13 protein-coding genes, 1 tRNA gene and 2 pseudogenes are annotated in these 17,045 nt (G+C 67.2%); 9 read left to right on the plus strand and 7 right to left on the minus strand.

What is annotated here, in order from left to right; genetic code table 11:
• Nucleotides 1-68: 68 nt before the first annotated feature.
• The 4 genes from ACSVDM_RS11280 to ACSVDM_RS11295 all read left to right on the plus strand — a co-directional run bounded on the left by ACSVDM_RS11280 (nt 69) and on the right by ACSVDM_RS11295 (nt 4,768).
• Nucleotides 69-2,426 carry a tetratricopeptide repeat protein gene (locus ACSVDM_RS11280; RefSeq protein WP_439264511.1) on the plus strand — a complete coding sequence of 786 codons (2,358 nt, stop codon included), beginning with the start codon at nt 69-71 and terminating at the stop codon, nt 2,424-2,426.
• A gap of 54 nt (nt 2,427-2,480) precedes the next feature.
• Nucleotides 2,481-3,011 (plus strand): hypothetical protein, encoded by a 531-nt coding sequence (locus ACSVDM_RS11285; protein ID WP_225280339.1) that lies wholly within the window; start codon nt 2,481-2,483, stop codon nt 3,009-3,011.
• Nucleotides 3,012-3,182: 171 nt separating this feature from the next.
• Nucleotides 3,183-3,845, plus strand: a complete 663-nt coding sequence (locus ACSVDM_RS11290; RefSeq protein WP_225280006.1) for an NPCBM/NEW2 domain-containing protein — start codon at nt 3,183-3,185, stop codon at nt 3,843-3,845.
• 95 nt (nt 3,846-3,940) lie between these two features.
• Nucleotides 3,941-4,768: a DUF1707 domain-containing protein gene (locus tag ACSVDM_RS11295; protein WP_439264513.1), complete on the plus strand. Its 828-nt coding sequence runs from the start codon at nt 3,941-3,943 to the stop codon at nt 4,766-4,768.
• Nucleotides 4,769-4,890: 122 nt separating this feature from the next.
• Here the strand turns inward: ACSVDM_RS11295 and ACSVDM_RS11300 are convergent.
• A pseudogene (locus tag ACSVDM_RS11300) lies at nt 4,891-5,016 on the minus strand (transcriptional regulator); the annotation flags it as partial.
• A 313-nt stretch (nt 5,017-5,329) separates the two neighbouring features.
• On the opposite strand from ACSVDM_RS11300, the gene ACSVDM_RS11305 reads away from it, so the two are divergent.
• Nucleotides 5,330-5,743, plus strand: coding sequence for a helix-turn-helix domain-containing protein (locus ACSVDM_RS11305; RefSeq protein ID WP_439264514.1), 414 nt, complete (start codon nt 5,330-5,332; stop codon nt 5,741-5,743).
• A gap of 320 nt (nt 5,744-6,063) precedes the next feature.
• Here ACSVDM_RS11305 and ACSVDM_RS11310 read toward each other — a convergent pair whose 3' ends face one another.
• Nucleotides 6,064-6,357: a hypothetical protein gene (locus tag ACSVDM_RS11310; protein ID WP_439264516.1), complete on the minus strand. Its 294-nt coding sequence runs from the start codon at nt 6,355-6,357 to the stop codon at nt 6,064-6,066.
• Nucleotides 6,358-6,515: 158 nt separating this feature from the next.
• On the opposite strand from ACSVDM_RS11310, the gene ACSVDM_RS11315 reads away from it, so the two are divergent.
• Both ACSVDM_RS11315 and ACSVDM_RS11320 read left to right on the plus strand, forming a co-directional pair.
• Nucleotides 6,516-8,159, plus strand: coding sequence for an FAD-binding protein (locus ACSVDM_RS11315; RefSeq protein WP_439264518.1), 1,644 nt, complete (start codon nt 6,516-6,518; stop codon nt 8,157-8,159).
• A 197-nt stretch (nt 8,160-8,356) separates the two neighbouring features.
• A tRNA-Leu gene (locus ACSVDM_RS11320) sits at nt 8,357-8,441 on the plus strand.
• Between the two features lie 733 nt (nt 8,442-9,174).
• Here ACSVDM_RS11320 and ACSVDM_RS11325 read toward each other — a convergent pair.
• Nucleotides 9,175-9,486: pseudogene (locus ACSVDM_RS11325) on the minus strand (recombinase family protein); the annotation flags it as partial.
• Nucleotides 9,487-9,587: 101 nt separating this feature from the next.
• Between ACSVDM_RS11325 and ACSVDM_RS11330 the strand changes: the two are divergent.
• Entirely contained in the window at nt 9,588-9,917 is a 330-nt protein-coding gene (locus ACSVDM_RS11330) for a hypothetical protein (protein WP_439264519.1), read from the plus strand.
• Nucleotides 9,918-10,272: 355 nt separating this feature from the next.
• Here ACSVDM_RS11330 and ACSVDM_RS11335 read toward each other — a convergent pair whose 3' ends face one another.
• The 3 genes from ACSVDM_RS11335 to ACSVDM_RS11345 all read right to left on the minus strand — a co-directional run bounded on the left by ACSVDM_RS11335 (nt 10,273) and on the right by ACSVDM_RS11345 (nt 12,360).
• A complete protein-coding gene (locus ACSVDM_RS11335) occupies nt 10,273-10,941 on the minus strand; it encodes a hypothetical protein (protein ID WP_439264521.1) in 669 nt (222 codons plus the stop codon).
• Nucleotides 10,938-11,594 carry a hypothetical protein gene (locus ACSVDM_RS11340; protein WP_439264522.1) on the minus strand — a complete coding sequence of 219 codons (657 nt, stop codon included), beginning with the start codon at nt 11,592-11,594 and terminating at the stop codon, nt 10,938-10,940. Before ACSVDM_RS11340 ends, ACSVDM_RS11335 begins: the two co-directional genes overlap by 4 nt.
• A gap of 277 nt (nt 11,595-11,871) precedes the next feature.
• On the minus strand, nt 11,872-12,360 hold the full coding sequence (locus ACSVDM_RS11345; RefSeq protein WP_439264524.1) for a hypothetical protein: 489 nt from the start codon (nt 12,358-12,360) through the stop codon (nt 11,872-11,874).
• Between the two features lie 95 nt (nt 12,361-12,455).
• On the opposite strand from ACSVDM_RS11345, the gene ACSVDM_RS11350 reads away from it, so the two are divergent.
• Nucleotides 12,456-15,806 carry a WD40 repeat domain-containing protein gene (locus ACSVDM_RS11350; protein ID WP_439264526.1) on the plus strand — a complete coding sequence of 1,117 codons (3,351 nt, stop codon included), beginning with the start codon at nt 12,456-12,458 and terminating at the stop codon, nt 15,804-15,806.
• A gap of 245 nt (nt 15,807-16,051) precedes the next feature.
• Here ACSVDM_RS11350 and ACSVDM_RS11355 read toward each other — a convergent pair whose 3' ends face one another.
• Nucleotides 16,052-16,978, minus strand: a complete 927-nt coding sequence (locus tag ACSVDM_RS11355) for a LysR family transcriptional regulator (RefSeq protein WP_439264528.1) — start codon at nt 16,976-16,978, stop codon at nt 16,052-16,054.
• Between the last annotated feature and the right edge of the window lie 67 nt (nt 16,979-17,045).

Here is a 17,045-nt window from a genome sequence, read left to right on the forward strand (position 1 = left end):
GCCCGGAGATCTGGAAAGCGCTCGAAAAGCCTGCAGGATGCTGCGCGGTCCCGAGCAGGAGGCTGACTGTGGGCAGCAAGAAGACAACGCTGAAGTTCGTGCGATTCGCCGCCGAGTTGAGAGCCGCCAAGCTACGCGCCGAGCGGACTTCCGGCCCGGTGGCATGCAGCAAAGTGGCCAAACTGGTCGGTGTCTCCGCCAGTAGCGTCTACGCCTACCTGCGGGGAGAGACCCTGCCCGATACCAAGCGCCTCGACGAATTGCTTGCGGCGCTGAATATCTCGGGTCCCGATGCCAAACGGCTGGCCGATCTGCGGGAATCGCTCGAGATGTGGCATCGGGGTGAAGGTGCGGGTATCGCGCGCGGCGCCGAGGACTGCCCCGAGACCGAGACGACCGCACGAGAGGTGTTGCGGCACAACGACCTGCCGCGCGACATCGCCGTTCTGCACGGCCGGGAACGCGAGCTCGACGAGGTGATCACGGTGGTCGGTGACGGCGGCACGGTCTGTGTTCTGTCCGGACTCGGGGGAGTCGGCAAGACCGCGCTGGCGGTTCGTGCCGCGCGACACCTGCTGTCACGGTTTCCAGACGGCTGCCTCTTCCTCGACCTGCGCGGTTACGCGGCCGGGCCGGTCGTGGCACCGGCGGTAGCCGCGGGCGCGCTGTTGCGGCAGATGGGAGTTGCCGCCGAATCGATTCCCGCTCAACCGGACTCGCGGCTGTTGCTGCTGCGAGACAAGCTCGGTGCGGGAAAGTATCTCGTCCTGCTCGACAACATCGTCGACTCGGCGCACGTGGCGCCGCTGCTGCCGGGAGCGGGTGCATGCGCGATCATCGTCACCAGCCGCGGCACGCTCAACGGACTCGACGAGGTGGATCGAGTGCCGATCGGTCGGCTGAGCGAGGACGATGCGCTCGCGCTACTCGATCGCCTCACCCGCGGGCTGCCTCCCGAGCGTGTACCGAGCGCTTCCCAGCGCGCCGCGATCGCGCGCCAGTGCCACGGCCTGCCGGTGGCGATCAGGATCGCCGCGGCGATCCTGCGCAGCGAGATGTGGCCGACGGCCGAGCACGGCGAGCCACTGGTCGCGCTGGAGATGCTGCACGACGGTGACCGTGATGTCGAGTCGCTGTTCGAGTACTCCGTGGTCCGTCTGCCACCGGAATCGGCGCGGGCGTTCACGGTACTCGGCCTGCACCCGGGTACGAGTTTCGACATCGGGAGCGGCGCCGCGCTGATGGGCATCGAGCCCGCGGACATGTGGCGGCATCTGCGCCTGCTGATCGAGGTGAGTCTGCTCGAACCCGCCGCGCGCGGGCGATACCGCTGCCACGATCTGGTCCGCGAGTTCGCGCGCCGCCGCGCCGCCGTCCACTGCGATCGGGCCACCGCGCGGGCGGCGCTGGTTCGTCTCGTCGAGCATTACACCGCTTTCGCCGACGGCATGGACAGAGTGCTGACCCCGTCCCGGCATCGCGGCGAGATGGCGCCTGGTCCGCGTCGAGTCGCGGCGACAGAACCGACGTACCAGGAGGCCATGCTGGCGATGACCGCCGAGCGTGACAATCTGGCCGCCGTGGCCCGCGCCGCGTTCGAACACGGTCTCGACGAGCAGTGCTGGCAGATCGCCTTCGCGGTGCGCGGGTTCGCGTTCATCGCCAAGGACATCGAATTGTGGACCGAGACCCATGAGCTGGCCGTCACGGCCGCCGTGCGGGCCGGAAACCAGTATGCGGAGGCTGTCACCTGCAACAATCTCGGGCTCGCCCTGATGACGGAGGGCGAACCCGCGGCGGCTGCCGTGCGTTATGAGCAGGCGCGGGCGCTGTTCGTGCGGCTCGGCGACCGGCACGGAGAACACACCGCGCTGGCCCATCAGGCGTGGGTGCATGTGCACAGGCGCGAGTTCGAGCAGGCGCTCGAGCTGAGTCTGCGCGCCCTCGCGTTCGCCGATCTGCATGGTGCGCCGCGAAATCGGGCCATCCTGTTGCGGGACACGGCCCTCGTCGAGGTGAGTCTCGGCAGGCATCTCGACGCCTTGCCGAGGCTGCTCGAAGCGGCGGAGATGTTCCGGACGTTCAACCTGTTCGCCGACGAGGCCATGACCGCGAACGTACTCGGTGACGCCTATCTGTCCCTCGGCGATTTCTCCGATGCCCGAGAGGCCTTCGAGCATGCTGTCGCCCTCGGACAGATTGCCTGCAGCGCCGCCGAGCAGGCTCGTGGTCACGCCGGGCTCGCGAAGGTCGCCGACGCCCGTGGCGAACAGGCGGTGGCGCGACACCATCGGCGCAGCGCGATCGACCTGTCCACCCAGGTGGGCGACACCGTTCGGGTCACGGAGATCGTGGCCCGATCCGAGGCGGTCGAGGCTGCGCCGGCCTCGGCTGGAAGTCGGCTGGAGGACTCTGTAATCGCCTGAACGGCAACCCTATCCAGATTCGGGCGCGGCGTGGCTACCGTGAATTCCGTGAACATGGTGGCCACTCTCATCACGGCCGTGACGACCGTCGCGGTCGCCGGACTCGCCTATCTGCTCAACCAGCGCGGCCAGCTCGCCCAGGAACGGCGGCAGGCGCGACTGGTCAGGATCAGCAGGCAGATTCGTGAGCTGTACGGTCCGCTGCACGTCATGGTCGACATCAACGAACGCATCTGGGAGAAGCTGCGCGAAGCGCAGGTTCCCGCCGCGGCGCACCGTCGTCCTGATCTCGCCACCGAGACTTGGCGGCGGTGGCGAGACCACGCGTTGATGCCGGTGAACCGGGCGATGCGCGATCTGATCATCGAACACGCCGATCTCGTACCGGATTACGAGGTTCCGGAACCGCTGCTGAGGTTCTGTTCGCATGTCGCGTCCGTCGAGGTGCAACTGGCCGCCGAGTCCGACGGTGTGCATGTCCGCCCTCTGGTGCCACACCCGGGTGCCGCATACGTGCGCTACGTACGCGACACCTACGGACAGCTTAAAACCGAACAGCAAAAGCTGGTTCGTACGGCGCACTAATTCCGACCGTCCAGAATTCATTTCCGGGCGGTATCGGTTTGGGGTGCGCAATATCGCCGAAACGGCTGCGGCAGAACGAATAGTGCCGTATTCATCTACCCGGTGAACCTTGCCCGGCAACGCTGCCGCGAACCGGCTCACCACCGTCTTGAATCTGGACTGGAGCATGTCTTGAGTTTCATCAAAGCGAGGCCGTCGCGATGGCTGGCCGTGACAACGGTTTCAGCTTTGCTGGTGGCCGGCCTCGCGAACGCCGAGGGCGCACTGTCGTTACTGGAACGGTTCACCTCGGCAGACGAGCGTGCCCTGCCCACCGTCTCCCCGACATCGGCGCTTCCCTTCGCTTCCACGTCGAGCCTCGCCCCATCCCCGGGGGTCGCGCCTTCGACAGGTGCCCGCGCGGACGGGTGGTACGAGTTGACCTCGTACCGAGCCGTCTCCTGGAACAACGGTTTCGACCCGGTCGATCCGGTTCGAATCGGATCGGCGAGCTTCCCGAGCAGCATTGTCGGCTACTACCCGTCCACGTCGTCGGACCCCATGAATCGCGCGATCTGGACGATCGGCGGCACATGCGATCGGTTCTCGGTATGGATCGGCAAGGACGCTGATTCCGGTTCGTCCGACGGAATCGGTCGATTCGTCGTGCAGGCCGATGATCATGAGGTCTTCACCGGCGAGATGACGATGGCCGACGGCGCCCGCGAGGTCGCCGTCGACATTTCCGGTGCCATCCGGCTGACGTTGTTCGACACGAGAAGGCCCCAGGATGCGAAGAATGCGTGGGGCCGGCCGAGGGTGCATTGCACGGAGCCGCCCGGGCGTAAGCGCTGAGACCGAGTCGGTAGGAATTCGTTCGCACCGGATGAAACTTTGGCAAACCAGCAGCAGAGTGCGTCCCACCGCGCTGCGGAAAATGGAAGAGAAAAATGAATCCACGGATCGGAACAATCGAAAGAGACCGCGCGCTGGGGCTTCTCAACGAGCATCAGGCAGCCGGGCGCATCGACCTCAGGGAATTCGATCTGCGGGCGCAAAAGATCACCGCTGCCGCCACCCAGGCCGACCTGGACGCCATCTTCGCGGATCTGCCGTCGCCGGTGAGCAACCGACGTAATCCATTGCTGCTCGCCACCGTCGCGTTGGGGATTACATGCGTCGTGCTGGTCGGCGCGGTGGTGGTACTTGCCTCGCAGCGGTCGTCCGCACCGGCGAACGACACGGCGGCGCCGGTTTCGGTGACCGCCCCGCGTCCAAGCGCTGTAGCCGCCGCGCCGACCACTTCCCGATCCGGCACATCGACATCGACACCGGCTGCCGGGTCGACCTCGGGAGCTCTGTCGGACGTGAGCACCGATGCCGTGCAATACGTGATGGACTTCAAACCTTTGTCGGGTGGGGAGTCCGCGGATCTCGAGTTCGGGCCGAGCCGGGTGTCGGGAACTTCCTACAGCCGCTCTGTTCTGCTCTCGCCCTACCGGAAGGAAATGGCGTTCGTCGAGTACGACCTCGGACGCAAGTTCACCCGCCTCGACGGTGTGCTCGGCGTACAGGACGATTCGACGCCGAGCGACATCGCCGTGCAGTTCCAGATCTACGCCGACGGAACGCTACTCACCGACGTCCTCGTGAAACTCGGTGCCTCTGTGCCGATCCATCTCGAATTCGACAAGCCGTTGCGTCTGCGCCTGCAGGTGACCGATACCACCGGCGGTGCCTGCGTGGGAGTCTTCGGAGATCTGCGCGCTACCCGGTAGCGGATGGTCAGCTGGGGTCCTGTTCGACTGACTGTCGGGCCAGCTCCTCCACCAGCTCGGTCACCTCGGCGTCGCCGGGACTGCGTCGTCCGACGGCCGCGCGCAGGTCGGCGACGAACGAGCGTGACTGCGGGCCGGTCTCTTTCCGGGTAGATCCGTCGCGAGGCCGGATCGGTGAACCATCGGTAGATTGAGCTTCTCGCGCGACCGTGGTGCGCGGAAGGGTCGCCGAGCATCGCGACCGCGAGCGGGTTCTGGGCAGAACGGTGTGCAAGTCAGTACTCGCCATCGCCGGGGTCGCGTCGATTCACTTGACAGCGACCGGCTTCGATGTCGTCAACCTCGATGTCCAGGTGGACGCGGACCGTGCCGATCTTGGGCTTGGCCACTCGGTAGAAGGCCAGACACGGTCTGTCGTCGATCCTTTGGCCCATGGTTCACACATCCCGGATCATCGCCATGTTCGGTTGCGGCAGCTCCTCTGGCACTGCTCGAATCTTGCGGGCGCTGGGAGAGATTCGTCGTCCACAACGTGTCCACAGGGTGGCATGCTGCGACAGCATGGACAGTCACAGCGCTATCGTCGGTGCGCAGCTCCGAGCTGCCCGCGAGGCTGCAGGCGTGTCGTTGGCTGGGTTGGCAAGCCGGATACACCGAGGGAAGTCGGCGTTGGCCTACTACGAGACCGGGGAACGAACACCGCCTCCGGATGTCATAGGTGAACGTTCGTGCAGGTCAGAGAGATTGCTACAGTGTGGCGTGCAACGCATGGTCCCCAACACAACTCACCGCGATCGCCTCGGGGGAGTCATCGCGAACGCAATTGAGGATCTGCGTGAATCACGCCTTGAGACCGCTGTTCGGCTCGGCGTCAATGAAGCCGACGTACCGTTGCTCGTCGCGGTGGACGAGGGCGTTACACCGTCGACCGACTTCTCGACTTCTGTGAACCGCTGGGCCCGGTGCCAGGAATGACCATCATCAGTCTCAACCCAGAACCGGCGCCGCTGCCCCGAATAAGCGGCAAGGTGCGCCCCCTCGATCCCGAACGTGACTACACGCCGAGGGGACAGTTTCACCGCTGACTGGTCTCCGCGTTGTCGCATCAGGTGAGCACCTCAGGAAAGACCGCGACGAACCGATCAAGTCGCGAACGGATGGCGTGAAGCAGTGAAGACCGCCGCCGCAGCCATTTCCAGCCGTCGATCAGCGTCGTTCGCCATCACATTCTCCCGAATCCTCGCCTGCCACCGCTATCGATGTGAGGTGCATGCCGGAGCACCCCTTCCGCCGGTCTAGTTGCCCGTCCTTGCGGCGGACTCGGCACCGGCGTTCATCGCGGCCAAGTCCTCGGCCACGGCATCCCACAGCGCGCCGTACTCGGGCACGAGGGTGCGGACGTGTGCCAGGGTCGGATAGTCGTTCGGGTCGAATGCCAGATGCCCCGGACGACCGCCCGGCATGGCGGTGTCGGGCCATCGACGGGCCGGTGCGTTAGACGCGGAGTCGTCGACGAACAGGATCTGCGCCTGTCCCTGTGCGCCGATCTTCCACACAGCGCGGGTCGACGCGGAAATGGTCACGGGCATGAAGTCCTCCGATGGCCATGGATAGCGACAACGGGATCGTAAGACAGCCAAGCCGTTTCACGGAGTGTCGCGCCACAGGATGACGTCCACCGCCCAGCGAAGACCCCTCACCGGCGGAACGACGTCCGACCATTTCTAGAACACGTTATAGTTTCCGGATGCGGCCCGGACAACCCGCCGCACGAAAGGTGGTACAGGTGCTGACCTGGGACGATGAAGCCGATGTCGTCGTTGTCGGATACGGCGGCGCAGGGGTTACGACCGCACTCGCCGCTCGCGAACGCGGCGCGGATGTCCTCGCGATCGACCGGTACCTCGGCGGCGGCGCGACAGAGCTGTCCGGCGGAATCATCTACGCCGGGGCGGGCACCTGGGTGCAGCACGCCGCCGGCATCGACGACGACGCAGACAACATGTTCGCCTACCTGCAAGCCGAGGTCGGCGACGCGGTGAGCCCCGCGACGCTACGCCGCTTCTGCGAGGAGTCCCCCGCACTCATCGACTGGCTCACCGAACACGGCGTGCCGTTCGAGGCGTCGGTGTGCCCGTACAAGACCTCCTACCCCACCGACGACTACTACCTCTACTACTCCGGCAGCGAAAACGCCGGTGGCTACCGAGAACTCGCGAAACCACGTCAGCGCGGACACCGCGCCCACGGACCCGGCGTCTCGGGCAAGGCGGTGTTCCGCCCGCTGGCACGATCGGCCGCCGCCCGCGGCGTCCGGGTCCGAACCGGAACCACGGCGACCCGGCTCGTGGTCGAGGACGGCCGGGTGACCGGCATCGAAGCGGTCACCCTCGACGGCGCACCCGCCGCCGTGCGACGCCGTTTCGCGGCACTGGCACGGATCTCGTCGAAACCCGGTGTGTACCACCAGGGCCTGCGCCGAGCCGTGCAAGCGCTCATCGCACGCGTCGAGCGCAAACACGGTGTGCCGGTGCGGATCCGGGCCCGCTCCGGTGTCGTACTGACCACCGGCGGATTCATCGCCAACTCGGCGATGGTCGCCCGGCACAGCCCCCACTATCCCTGGGCGCAGGGTCTGCCGCTCGGATCGGCCGGGGACGACGGCAGCGGCATCACGATGGCCGAGCAGATCGGCGCGGCCACCGGGAAGATGGACGCGATGTCGGCATGGCGTTTCATCGGCCCACCCAGCGCCTTCTACGGCGCGATCGCGGTGAACACCGAAGGCAGTCGCATGGTCGACGAATCACGCTACGGCGCGGCACTGGGCGCCGCTATCGCCACCGCCCCCGGCCGCCGTGCCTGGCTGCTCGTCGACGCCGAGCTCGCCGCCGAAGCACGCACCCAGATCGCCGGCCAGTCGGTGTGGTTCCAGCGCATGCAGACCGAACGGCTCCTCCGATTCGGCCGCACCACCGGCCGCACCATCGAAGAAGCCGCCACCCGGGCGGGCGTCGACCCCGCAGGCCTGCGCGCCACCGTCGACGCCCACAATCACGCCATCGACCAGGGCACCCCCGACCCACTGGGCAAACCCGACGACATCCGCCGCCCCATCCGCACCGGCCCCTACGCCCTACTCGACATCTCCTTCGCCGCCCGCCTCACCTACCCCATGCCGATGCTCACCCTCGGCGGCCTCCTCGTCGACGAACAAACCGGCGCCGTCCGCACCGAAACCGGCGACACCATCCCCGGGCTCTACGCCGCCGGCCGCGCGGCAGTCGGCATCTGCTCCAACGGCTACGTCAGCGGACTATCCCTCGCGGACTGCGTCTTCGCCGGTCGCCGTGCGGGAACTCACAGCGTCCAGCACGTCGACCAGAACTGACTTTTTGGGCGTTCCCGAGCGCTGGGCGCCGTGGTCGGTCTCCCTGGTTCGCCACCGAAACAGGGAGACCTGGGGCGTTCCAGGATTCGGCGCGTGACCGCACCGTCAAGATCATCCGAACCCCCACAAAAACCGCAGGTCAGATAGGCGATTTGGTTTACGACAATCAGTCGGATAATCTTTTGGCACACCAGCAAGTCCGGGTGGCGGAATGGCAGACGCGCTAGCTTGAGGTGCTAGTGCCCGTATTAGGGCGTGGGGGTTCAAGTCCCCCTCCGGACACAACCAGTACACCCACGGGTGGTGTCGCTTCGGCGATCACCACCCGTGTTTCGTCTATGTAGGTCAGCTTGAGGCCGAACTGACGGTAAACCGCGTTCTTGTCCTCCGGATCAGCTCGGCCCAGGGCCGACACCATCCCACCGAGGGACTCAACCAGCTCCCGAATTTCTCGACGGTTCAGCCGCGGCTTCTCACCGGCAATTCGTTTCAAGCTCGCCAGCTGGCCCGCAGCGACCTGCCGTTCGGCCTGCGTCTCTCTGGTCCAGCCTGCGACCGCGACAGGATCAGCGCCTGCGTCGACCGCGTCGCGGTACCGAGCTAGCTTTCGATCACAGTTGCTGATCAATCGTCTCGCCTCCTCCATCTGGGGCGCCCGGTCAGCTTGGGCGCTCTCGACCGTGACTAACGACTCCTCGACCTGCTCGGGCCGGACGATCTGAGCCAGCCAGTGATCAAGCTGTCCTGTCAACTTGTCCTCGCGGATGTAGACCGATAGTTGATGGTCGATCTGGTTGGCGATGGCATATTCAGACGGGTACCGGCAACGGTAGTGCGCCTTGTCGTGGTGCCAAGTGCCCTGCATCAGGCGACCACACGACTCATGCGAGATCAGCCCCTTGAATGCATAGGGGTGCTTACGACGCTGGGTAGCCCGACCCGTTGATCGCGGTCCGCGCGAGGCCAACCGCAGCTGCACCGCATCGAACACGGAGCGATCGATCAACGGCTCATGCGCGGGCTGATCGGAGAATACCCATTGTGACTTCGGATTCCAGGTCAGCCGTGTTTCGTGGCCAAGGGCGACGTCCTCTACGTCAATGAGAGATTCCTGCTTGCGTTGCCTGTTCCAGACGGCGTATCCGGTGTAGCGCGGATTGGTGAGAATCGCGCGGATAGCGCTCTTGGACCACGCAGCCCCTTCGCGGTGGCTGTTGCGTGCCCGGTCGTGCGCTGAGGGACAAGCAATTCCGTCCGTGGTGAGCAACTGAGCGAGCGCGAACACGCCAACGCCAGACAAATACTCGCGAAAGATCCGTTGCACCACCGGTGCGGCAATTGGGTCAGGTTCGAGCCGATGCAACCGTTTGCCGTCGGCAGCCTTGCCCGGGTGCGGGTGGGGACCTGCGTCGGCCAGTTTGTAGCCGTATGGCGGCGCCCGCCAAGGTAACGGCCTTCAACCTGAGCCTGCGCTGCCATGGCGGCGCGGACGCGAATCTTGATCCGATTGCGTTCGCCCTTGGACATGCCGCCGAAGACGGACATGATCATGTCGTGGGCTTCGGAGTCTGGGTCGATCTGTCCGCCAACTTCAGGCACCCAGAGTTGGACACCGTAGTGTACGAAGACGGGGAAGGTCAGGCCGAACTGGTTGCCGTAGAAGGCACGTTGTGGCTCGCCGATAACGACTGCATCGAAGCCGCGGTCAGGGACTCGGGGCTGGTCACTATTTCAGTCCTGTTGCCGGGTAGGTGGTGAGTTCGACGGTCAACCCGAGTTTGGGTGCAAGGTCGAGGAGGCGGTCGAGTCGGAACCGCTTGCCGTCCATGATCCGCAGCGACCCCAATGTCGAGCGATGAATCCCAACCTCGGCGGCAAGTTCGTGCTGGGCTCCGACGACGAACCGCCTGCGTCACCGCGCGATGCGAAGACTGCGAATAGGCATTCTTGCCGAATTCCACCGGCGGCGAACCGATCGGGGCGCGTATCGCATCACTGATGACGAGACCAGTCGTCGGCACTGCCCCGACGCGTCTCGTGTCGTGGGTGAGGAGATCGCTGGGGGGTCTCCTCACCCACGACCTATTCGCCACTCCGTGGCCGTTCGTGGCCCTCAGCTCAATCCGGCGACGATCGCCGACCGAACCGGGTCTCCGACCGGCAGTCCCTTGGCGACCCGCCGCCACGCGTTGCGTCCCGCCGTCAACGAGCATCGCACCGCGTCGGTGATCGCCGCCGCATGCGTGTCGCCTAGGGCAGTGCCCGGCACGATGGAGATCTCCAGGTGCTCCGCCAAAGTCAGTGCGCGGGTGACGATCTGGCCGGTGAGCGACCCGTCGGCATCCGTATACAGGACGACTAGGACTTCGGTTCGTTCCTCGCCCGCATGCACCGCCACGCGGACCACGTCGCCTGCCGCGGTCCCGGGGCCGAACGATTGCACCGAGATCCGTGTCTGCTCGGCACCGGCGGGGGTACGTGTGAATTCGATGCCGAGCTCCTGGTCGATCTGTTTCTGGACGACCCGGCTCGATGACGCTTCGTCGCGGGAGGAGGCGGCCAGCGGCCGCACCGTCCACCCGGGCACCCGCATCACGAGGCGCCGCGCGGACAAGGAATGGGGTTCCGGTGTCGCGTCGGCTGCTGCCAGCAGGCGTTGCGCGATGAGGGCGCCCGCGGCGGCTGCCTCGGCATCGGGTTCGGAGTCGTCGGCGAGCGCGAGCAGCACCTCGATGTCGACGGGCAGGTTCAGCCGTGTGGGTCGATGATCTCGCGCCGTCACGATGCCTCCTCGGTGTCCTGGTCGCGGGCGTCGAGCTGGGCGCGCAGGGCCTCGCGCAGCATCTTCGTTCCCGCCGCGCGCAGCCGTTTGACCTTCTCCTGGCTGAAATTCAGGTCCTCGGCGACCTCTTTGGTCGTCTGCACGTCGGTGTAGGTGCCGTCGGGGGCGAGTACGAAGGTCGCGCGCAGCACGGCGGCGGTCTCGGGGTGCGGGATCGCGTCGAGCGCGTCCCGGAGGACGGCGCGGTCGGCCAGCCGGTCCTCACCGCCGACGAGTGTGTGGTCTTCGACGACGAGCGCGGTGGATTCGTAATCGACGCGCAGGCCCGGATGACGTTTCTCCGCTGTGCGACGCCGCCTGTTCTGCAGCACCTGCCACTGGAGTTGCTGCAGGACATGGGTTTTCCAGTGCCGGATACGTTCGGCGGGCAAGGTCGCCGTCAACGCGACCATGGTGTCCTGAGCGACGTCCTCGAAGTCCGAACGCATGTCGGGGTCGACCCGCTCGACGACATACCGCGCCTTGGCGACCGCATAGGTCGACATGGTGACCAGATCGGCGCCGAAGATGTGTTCCACCACCGCGAGGCGCAGCGGTGCGGGGACCGCGCTCCAGGTGGCGCCGAGCCAGGTGTCCAAGGGGTCAGAAGTCAACCCGTGCCCCCACTTCGTCGGCGACACCGTCGAATGCCGCACTGTCCGAGGAGAATTCGCGCGACGCATGCGGTGCTCTGCCGTCGGCACCGATCGTATGAGCTGGGCCTGGCAGCTCGATGCCGAACCGGCATGGTGTTGCTCCGACCGCGCGCCGGTCGGCGGACCGGGAAACGACCGGACGACTCGGGTCACAGCGGGAGCCTCCTGCTGATGGGAAACGGGCTCCTACACAGATGCCGTTGCCCGCGCCACCGGTTCGCACGACGAATGTGAGCTAGGACGGGCAGGTGGGGGAGGACACCATCATCGAGAACGCGATCTGGCAGTACCAGGCCTTCTCGATCTTCCACTTCCCGTCCTCGGCGACGAACGGCACGATCAACGGGCTGGTAGCGGTGTTCATCCTCCCGATGCCATCGGCGAGCATGCCCGGCGCACCGAGTCTGGTTCCGGTGATGGTGACGGTGACCGTGGCGTTGTTCCGGCCCGGTGCTTCGGCGATGCGGTTGGGCAGGCCCGGATCGTCGGCGATGCCCTGCACGTGATCGAGCTTCTCGGAGTTCGGGACCCTCGGGTCGAGCATGCGTGCGAACAGCCGCTCGACGTCGTCGGCCGACAGCAGTGGTGGCGGCGGTGTCGATGTGGGAGTGTTGGCACCGGCCACGGGCATGGCCGAACTGTCCCCGGTGGAGCAACCGGTGCCGAGCAGGGCGGTGATCGCCGCACCGGACAGCGCAGCACCGACAAGGAGTGATCTCGACAAGATGGTTCCCCCGGGAAGGTCGTGGATGCGCATCGGTGTCGAGCTTATCCGTCCGTGGTGAACGCGACTCGCCCCGCTGTGGTCGAGGGCCGACGATGACCGGGCAGTCGGAGTTCCAGCGCGACGACGCGCTGTTGTCCGAGCTCACCGGAGCGCCGCAGCGGTGGTTGGCACTGTGCCGGGACGCGGTCGCCGCGGGCCCCGAGGCGGCTCGTGGACTGCTCGACCTGCGCCGCGAAACCGGTGTGCTGGCACGGCACTCGCTGGCGCGGTGGAAGCACCTCGAGGCCGGCGACGACCCGCTGGAAGAGGAATCGGAGAACCCCGATCTGGAGGGTGATCGGGTCACCGCCGATGTGTCGGCGGCCCACGCGGTGGCCGCCCTCGCCCAAGCCCTGACCGGCGCGCGCGACATCGCCGAGGCGTGTGCGGTCTTCCTGCGGCACACCGAACGGGCCGGATTGCATTCGGCCGGTACCCAATTGCTTCCCGCCGGACCGATCACCGGTGGCGACGACCCGCTGGCCGAGGTGGTGCTGCACCTGCTCGGCCAGGGTGGCAGGCCCTCGCGCGGCTACGGCATCGTGACCGCGCTGGAACTGGCCGGTCGGCGACCACCGACGGTGCGGACCACCCGGGTCAGTGTGCTGTTCGTCGATATCGGGGGCGCCGGACGAGTCGGCGTGCTGCGCTTGGAGCAGGTGCGCGAAGGGCCGAGCGGGTTGCACCCGGACCCGGCCGCCATGTCGTTCCTGCAGGCGGATCGCGAGTTCACCGACAGTCTCGCGCGGGCGTGGGAGGTGAGCCGGCCTGCCGCGACCGGCGCGTGCGTGCTGTGGTCGGTGACCGGGGCGGGTCGCGTGCCCGAGAACGACATCAACGGTGCGTCGATGGCGGCGGCGATGGCCGTCGCGCTCGACGACCTGGCGCCGCGCCACCAGTTGGTCCGGTGGCTGCGGGTGCGCCGGCTCGACCCGGCCTGCGCGGTGACGGCGGGCCTGTCGGAGACGGAACTGACCCCGGTCGGCGGATATGCGGGCAAACTCGCCGCGGCGCAGCGTGCTTCGCTTCGGGTGGTGGTCGCCGCCACCGGCTACGAGGAGGCGCGGCGGCAGGCGCCGGAGAACTTCCTCGACCGCATCGCGGCGGCCGCGACGGTTACCGAAGCTGTGTCGCGCACGCGCAGCAGACCGAATATGGCGCTGTGGCTGGTCTCTGTCGCCGGTGTGCTCGCCGTCCTGCTCGCCGTGCTCTCGGTGACCGGTCTGGCCCGGGTCCGGGCCGAGAACGCCGCTGCCAGAGCCGAGTCGAATTCCCGGCTGTTCGCGGGAGTGGCCCGGGGTGGTGCCGACTTCGACCCCGCGCTGTCGCAGCTCGTCGCCCTCGCGGCGGTGCGTACGAGCGCCACGACGGATGCCCGATCGGCCCTGTTGGAGTTCTCGGCTCTCGGCACGCCGATCCGGATCCTGCCCGGGGTCTCCGGTGACGCGGTCTCGGCCGGTATAGACCCGCCACGGCTGGCGACCAGTATCGGTGGCGACATGATCGCCATCGGCAACGGCGACGGCACCGTGCAGCTCGTGCGGGTCGATGATGCCGGGGTGACCCGAATGCCGCCGTTCGCGGCGGTGGCCGGTCCGGTGCGGGCACTGGCCGTCAGCGCCGACCAGCGTTGGCTTGCTGTGGCCGGTGAACGCTCGGCGGTGTTGTGGAGCATCGCGGAGAATCCGCGGCGGACAACCAAATTCGCGTTGGCGGAACATCTGCCCTCGTCGCTGGCCTTCGGTCCGGGCAACGACCTGTTGGCGATCGGCACCCACGGTGGAACGGTGCTGTCCTGGCGGTTCGGTGCCGATCCCGCGCGCCCCGTGCCGCAGCCCACGCTGACTGTTCCGGGTAACCACGCGTTCGTCGCGGCCGACGACCGGGTCCTCGTCGCGGCCGGTTCCCGGATCGTCGACACCACGTGGACGACGACCGTACGGGGCTGGGACGCAACAGCTCTGGATCCGGCCCGTCCCGCTTTCGAGCTGTCGGTCGAGCGACCGAACGGCGCCGAGATCAGGTCGGTCGATGTCGACGGTGACGTGCTCGCGGTGGGGCTCAACCCCGGCGAGATCGCCAGGTGGCGTCTCGGCGCCGACATCACCCGGCCCGAACCGCTGCGCGCGATGTCGCGAGGTGCCAACGAGTACTTCGACGTGGCGCCGACCGGGGACGGCCGCACGGCAGTGGTTGTCGGTGGTGATTCCCGTGCTCGCCTCCTCGATCTCGACACCGGTGCGGTGCTCGCCCGATTCCCCGGCGGATCCGTGGCGCGCGCCGAAGTATTCCGTGGCGGGCGTGCGCTGGTGACCTCCGGATTCGACCGTGCCGTGCACGTTTTCGATCTCGCGGGACAGGCCGCCGAACTCGGGCCGCGGACGCTGTTCAGGCTTCCCCAGGACGTCTCCGCGCCGCCTCCCGGCGTGCTGCCCGACGCATTGCTGCCGCGCTTGCGCGCACTGTCGAGAACCCCCGCGAGCACAGGACGAGATTCCGTGGACGGCGATCCCTCGGGTTTCTTCGACACCGTGGTGCTCAGCCCCGACGGGACACGAGCCGCCACCCTGAACGAACGCGCCATCCAGGTCTGGGACATCACCGATCCCACCCCGAAGCCGTTCGGTCGACCGATCGACAACGGCCTGGTCGACACGCGAGGTGTCGTCTTCGGCCCGGACGGCACCCTGGCCGTCGGGCGGGGGCTGACATCATCGGTGGAACTGTGGGACCTGACCCGGCCCGGCGGCCCCGAGCTCCGGTCCACACGGCGATTCGGGCACGGCTATCCGACCGTACTCACCGTGAGTCCCGACGGATCGAGGCTGGCCGTCGGCAGTCACCGCACCGGGCACATCACGGTTTACGACCTGAGCGCCTGGCCCGACGTCCGACCGGTGGCGGAACTGTCCGGCCTGCACACGGCTGGTCAGGACATGTCTCTGGCCGTCACGACAGACAACATTCTGGCCGTCGGCACCCGCGCCGGAGCCTTCGTCTACCGCCTCGGCGAACCAGGCGGGCCCCGACCGCTGCCGATCCCCGTCGCCGCACGTGGCCCCGCCGGTTCGGTCGCCTTCGACCACACCGGTACCCGCCTCGCCGTCGACGATCTCGCCGAGGACCGCATCGCAATCTGGGACTACACCGACCCTGACGCGCCGACCGTCTACGCCGCCCTGCACCACGGCGAAAGACACTGGCAGAAGACAATGCTCGCGTTCGCGGCCGGTGGAACCGTCCTCGTCGAATCCGCCACCGACGGCACCCTGCGCCGTTGGCACACCGACGCCACCACCGAAGCCGCGCGCATCTGCGCCACCGGCACCGCACCCATCACCGCACAAGAGTGGTCGAACACCCTCCCCGGCCGTACTTTCGTAAACCCCTGCCCCACAAGGTGACAACGGGTTGGCACTGCACGTCAGAGCCTTGGCACCGACCGACTGTAGACAATCCTGCTGCGGCGGGGCACCGTCCTGCGCGATCACCTCCGGGCCGGCGGATGACCAACTGTCCGCGGTCGGCGGCCTCCCTCTTCATCTGACGGAACAGTGAGGCGGATACCGGAAAGCGTTGTGGTCGCGAAGCTTCGCTACATCATCCAGAACGTGGGCCGTCAGCCGAGCGGTCGAAGGGATCGCGACCTTCACGCTTCGGGGATGCCGAGGAGGGTCGCTCGGCATTCGCGGACGGTGGTGCGCAGGGCATCGACCACGGCGGCGACCTCGGGGCGGCGCAGCGTCTCGGGCCGGGTGACCAGCCAATAGGTGAGCTGGACCCGGACTTCGTCGACCAGGACCCGGACGAGGTCGGGGTGGCGATCGGCCATGAAGCAGGGGAGCAGGCCGATACCGGCGGCCGCGCGGGTGGCTTCCACGTGGACGAAAACGTTGGTGGAGGAGACGGATTGGCGCATGGTCGGCGCGAAGCTGGTAGCCACGTCGAGGTCGTCGACCTGCAGGATCGACTCGATGAAATAGACCAGCGGATAGCGGGCGAGGTCGTCGATGGTGGTGGGGGCGCCGTGGGCGTCGAGGTAGTCCCGGGCGGCGTAGAGACCGAGACAGTAGTCGCCGAGTTCGATGGCCTCGGCGCGGTGTACCTGGGGTCTGCCGACGACCACCTCGAGATCGAGGCCGGTTCGCTGGGTGGATGCGCGACGGGTCGCGGCGACGATCTCCACCGCGATACCGGGGTGGCGGCGCTGCACCCGCGCCGCCGACGGTGCGGCCAGGTAGGCGCTGAACCCGTCGGTCGCCGAGAGCCGCACCACCCCTTCGAGCGTGCGTTCACCGCCCGGGGAACCGAGTGAACGCACGGCGGCTTCGACCGTCTCGGCAGCTACGAGGGCTTCGCGACCGAGATCGGTGAGCTCCCAACCACCTGCCACTTTCGTGAGAACCCGTCCGCCCACCGCCGCCTCGAGGGCGGCGATGCGCCGGGAGATGGTGGTGTGGTTGATCCCGAGTTCGGCTGCGGCCGTGACGAACCGCCCCGACCGGCCGACGGCGAGCAGTACGAGCAAATCATCGGCACTCGGCCTGCGCCCGGACGACGCGACGGAACGGCTCATATCTGCATATTCGCAGATTGCCGCTGCGAAACTGGGCATTGCGACCGAAAGACTTCTGCACGAATAC

The sequence above is a fragment of the Nocardia sp. JW2 genome, from assembly GCF_051843015.1.
GTDB classification, from domain to species: Bacteria; Actinomycetota; Actinomycetes; order Mycobacteriales; family Mycobacteriaceae; genus Nocardia; species Nocardia coubleae.

Bases quoted from the DNA above. Each gene is read 5' to 3' on its own strand.
- ACSVDM_RS11295 (WP_439264513.1), top strand. From the start codon at position 3,941: ATGAATCCACGGATCGGAACAATCGAAAGAGACCGCGCGCTGGGGCTT.
- ACSVDM_RS11350 (WP_439264526.1), top strand. From the start codon at position 12,456: ATGACCGGGCAGTCGGAGTTCCAGCGCGACGACGCGCTGTTGTCCGAG.
- ACSVDM_RS11355 (WP_439264528.1), bottom strand. From the start codon at position 16,978: ATGAGCCGTTCCGTCGCGTCGTCCGGGCGCAGGCCGAGTGCCGATGAT.
- ACSVDM_RS11310 (WP_439264516.1), bottom strand. From the start codon at position 6,357: ATGCCCGTGACCATTTCCGCGTCGACCCGCGCTGTGTGGAAGATCGGC.
- ACSVDM_RS11305 (WP_439264514.1), top strand. From the start codon at position 5,330: ATGGACAGTCACAGCGCTATCGTCGGTGCGCAGCTCCGAGCTGCCCGC.
- ACSVDM_RS11285 (WP_225280339.1), top strand. From the start codon at position 2,481: ATGGTGGCCACTCTCATCACGGCCGTGACGACCGTCGCGGTCGCCGGA.
- ACSVDM_RS11330 (WP_439264519.1), top strand. From the start codon at position 9,588: ATGGCGGCGCCCGCCAAGGTAACGGCCTTCAACCTGAGCCTGCGCTGC.
- ACSVDM_RS11315 (WP_439264518.1), top strand. From the start codon at position 6,516: ATGCGGCCCGGACAACCCGCCGCACGAAAGGTGGTACAGGTGCTGACC.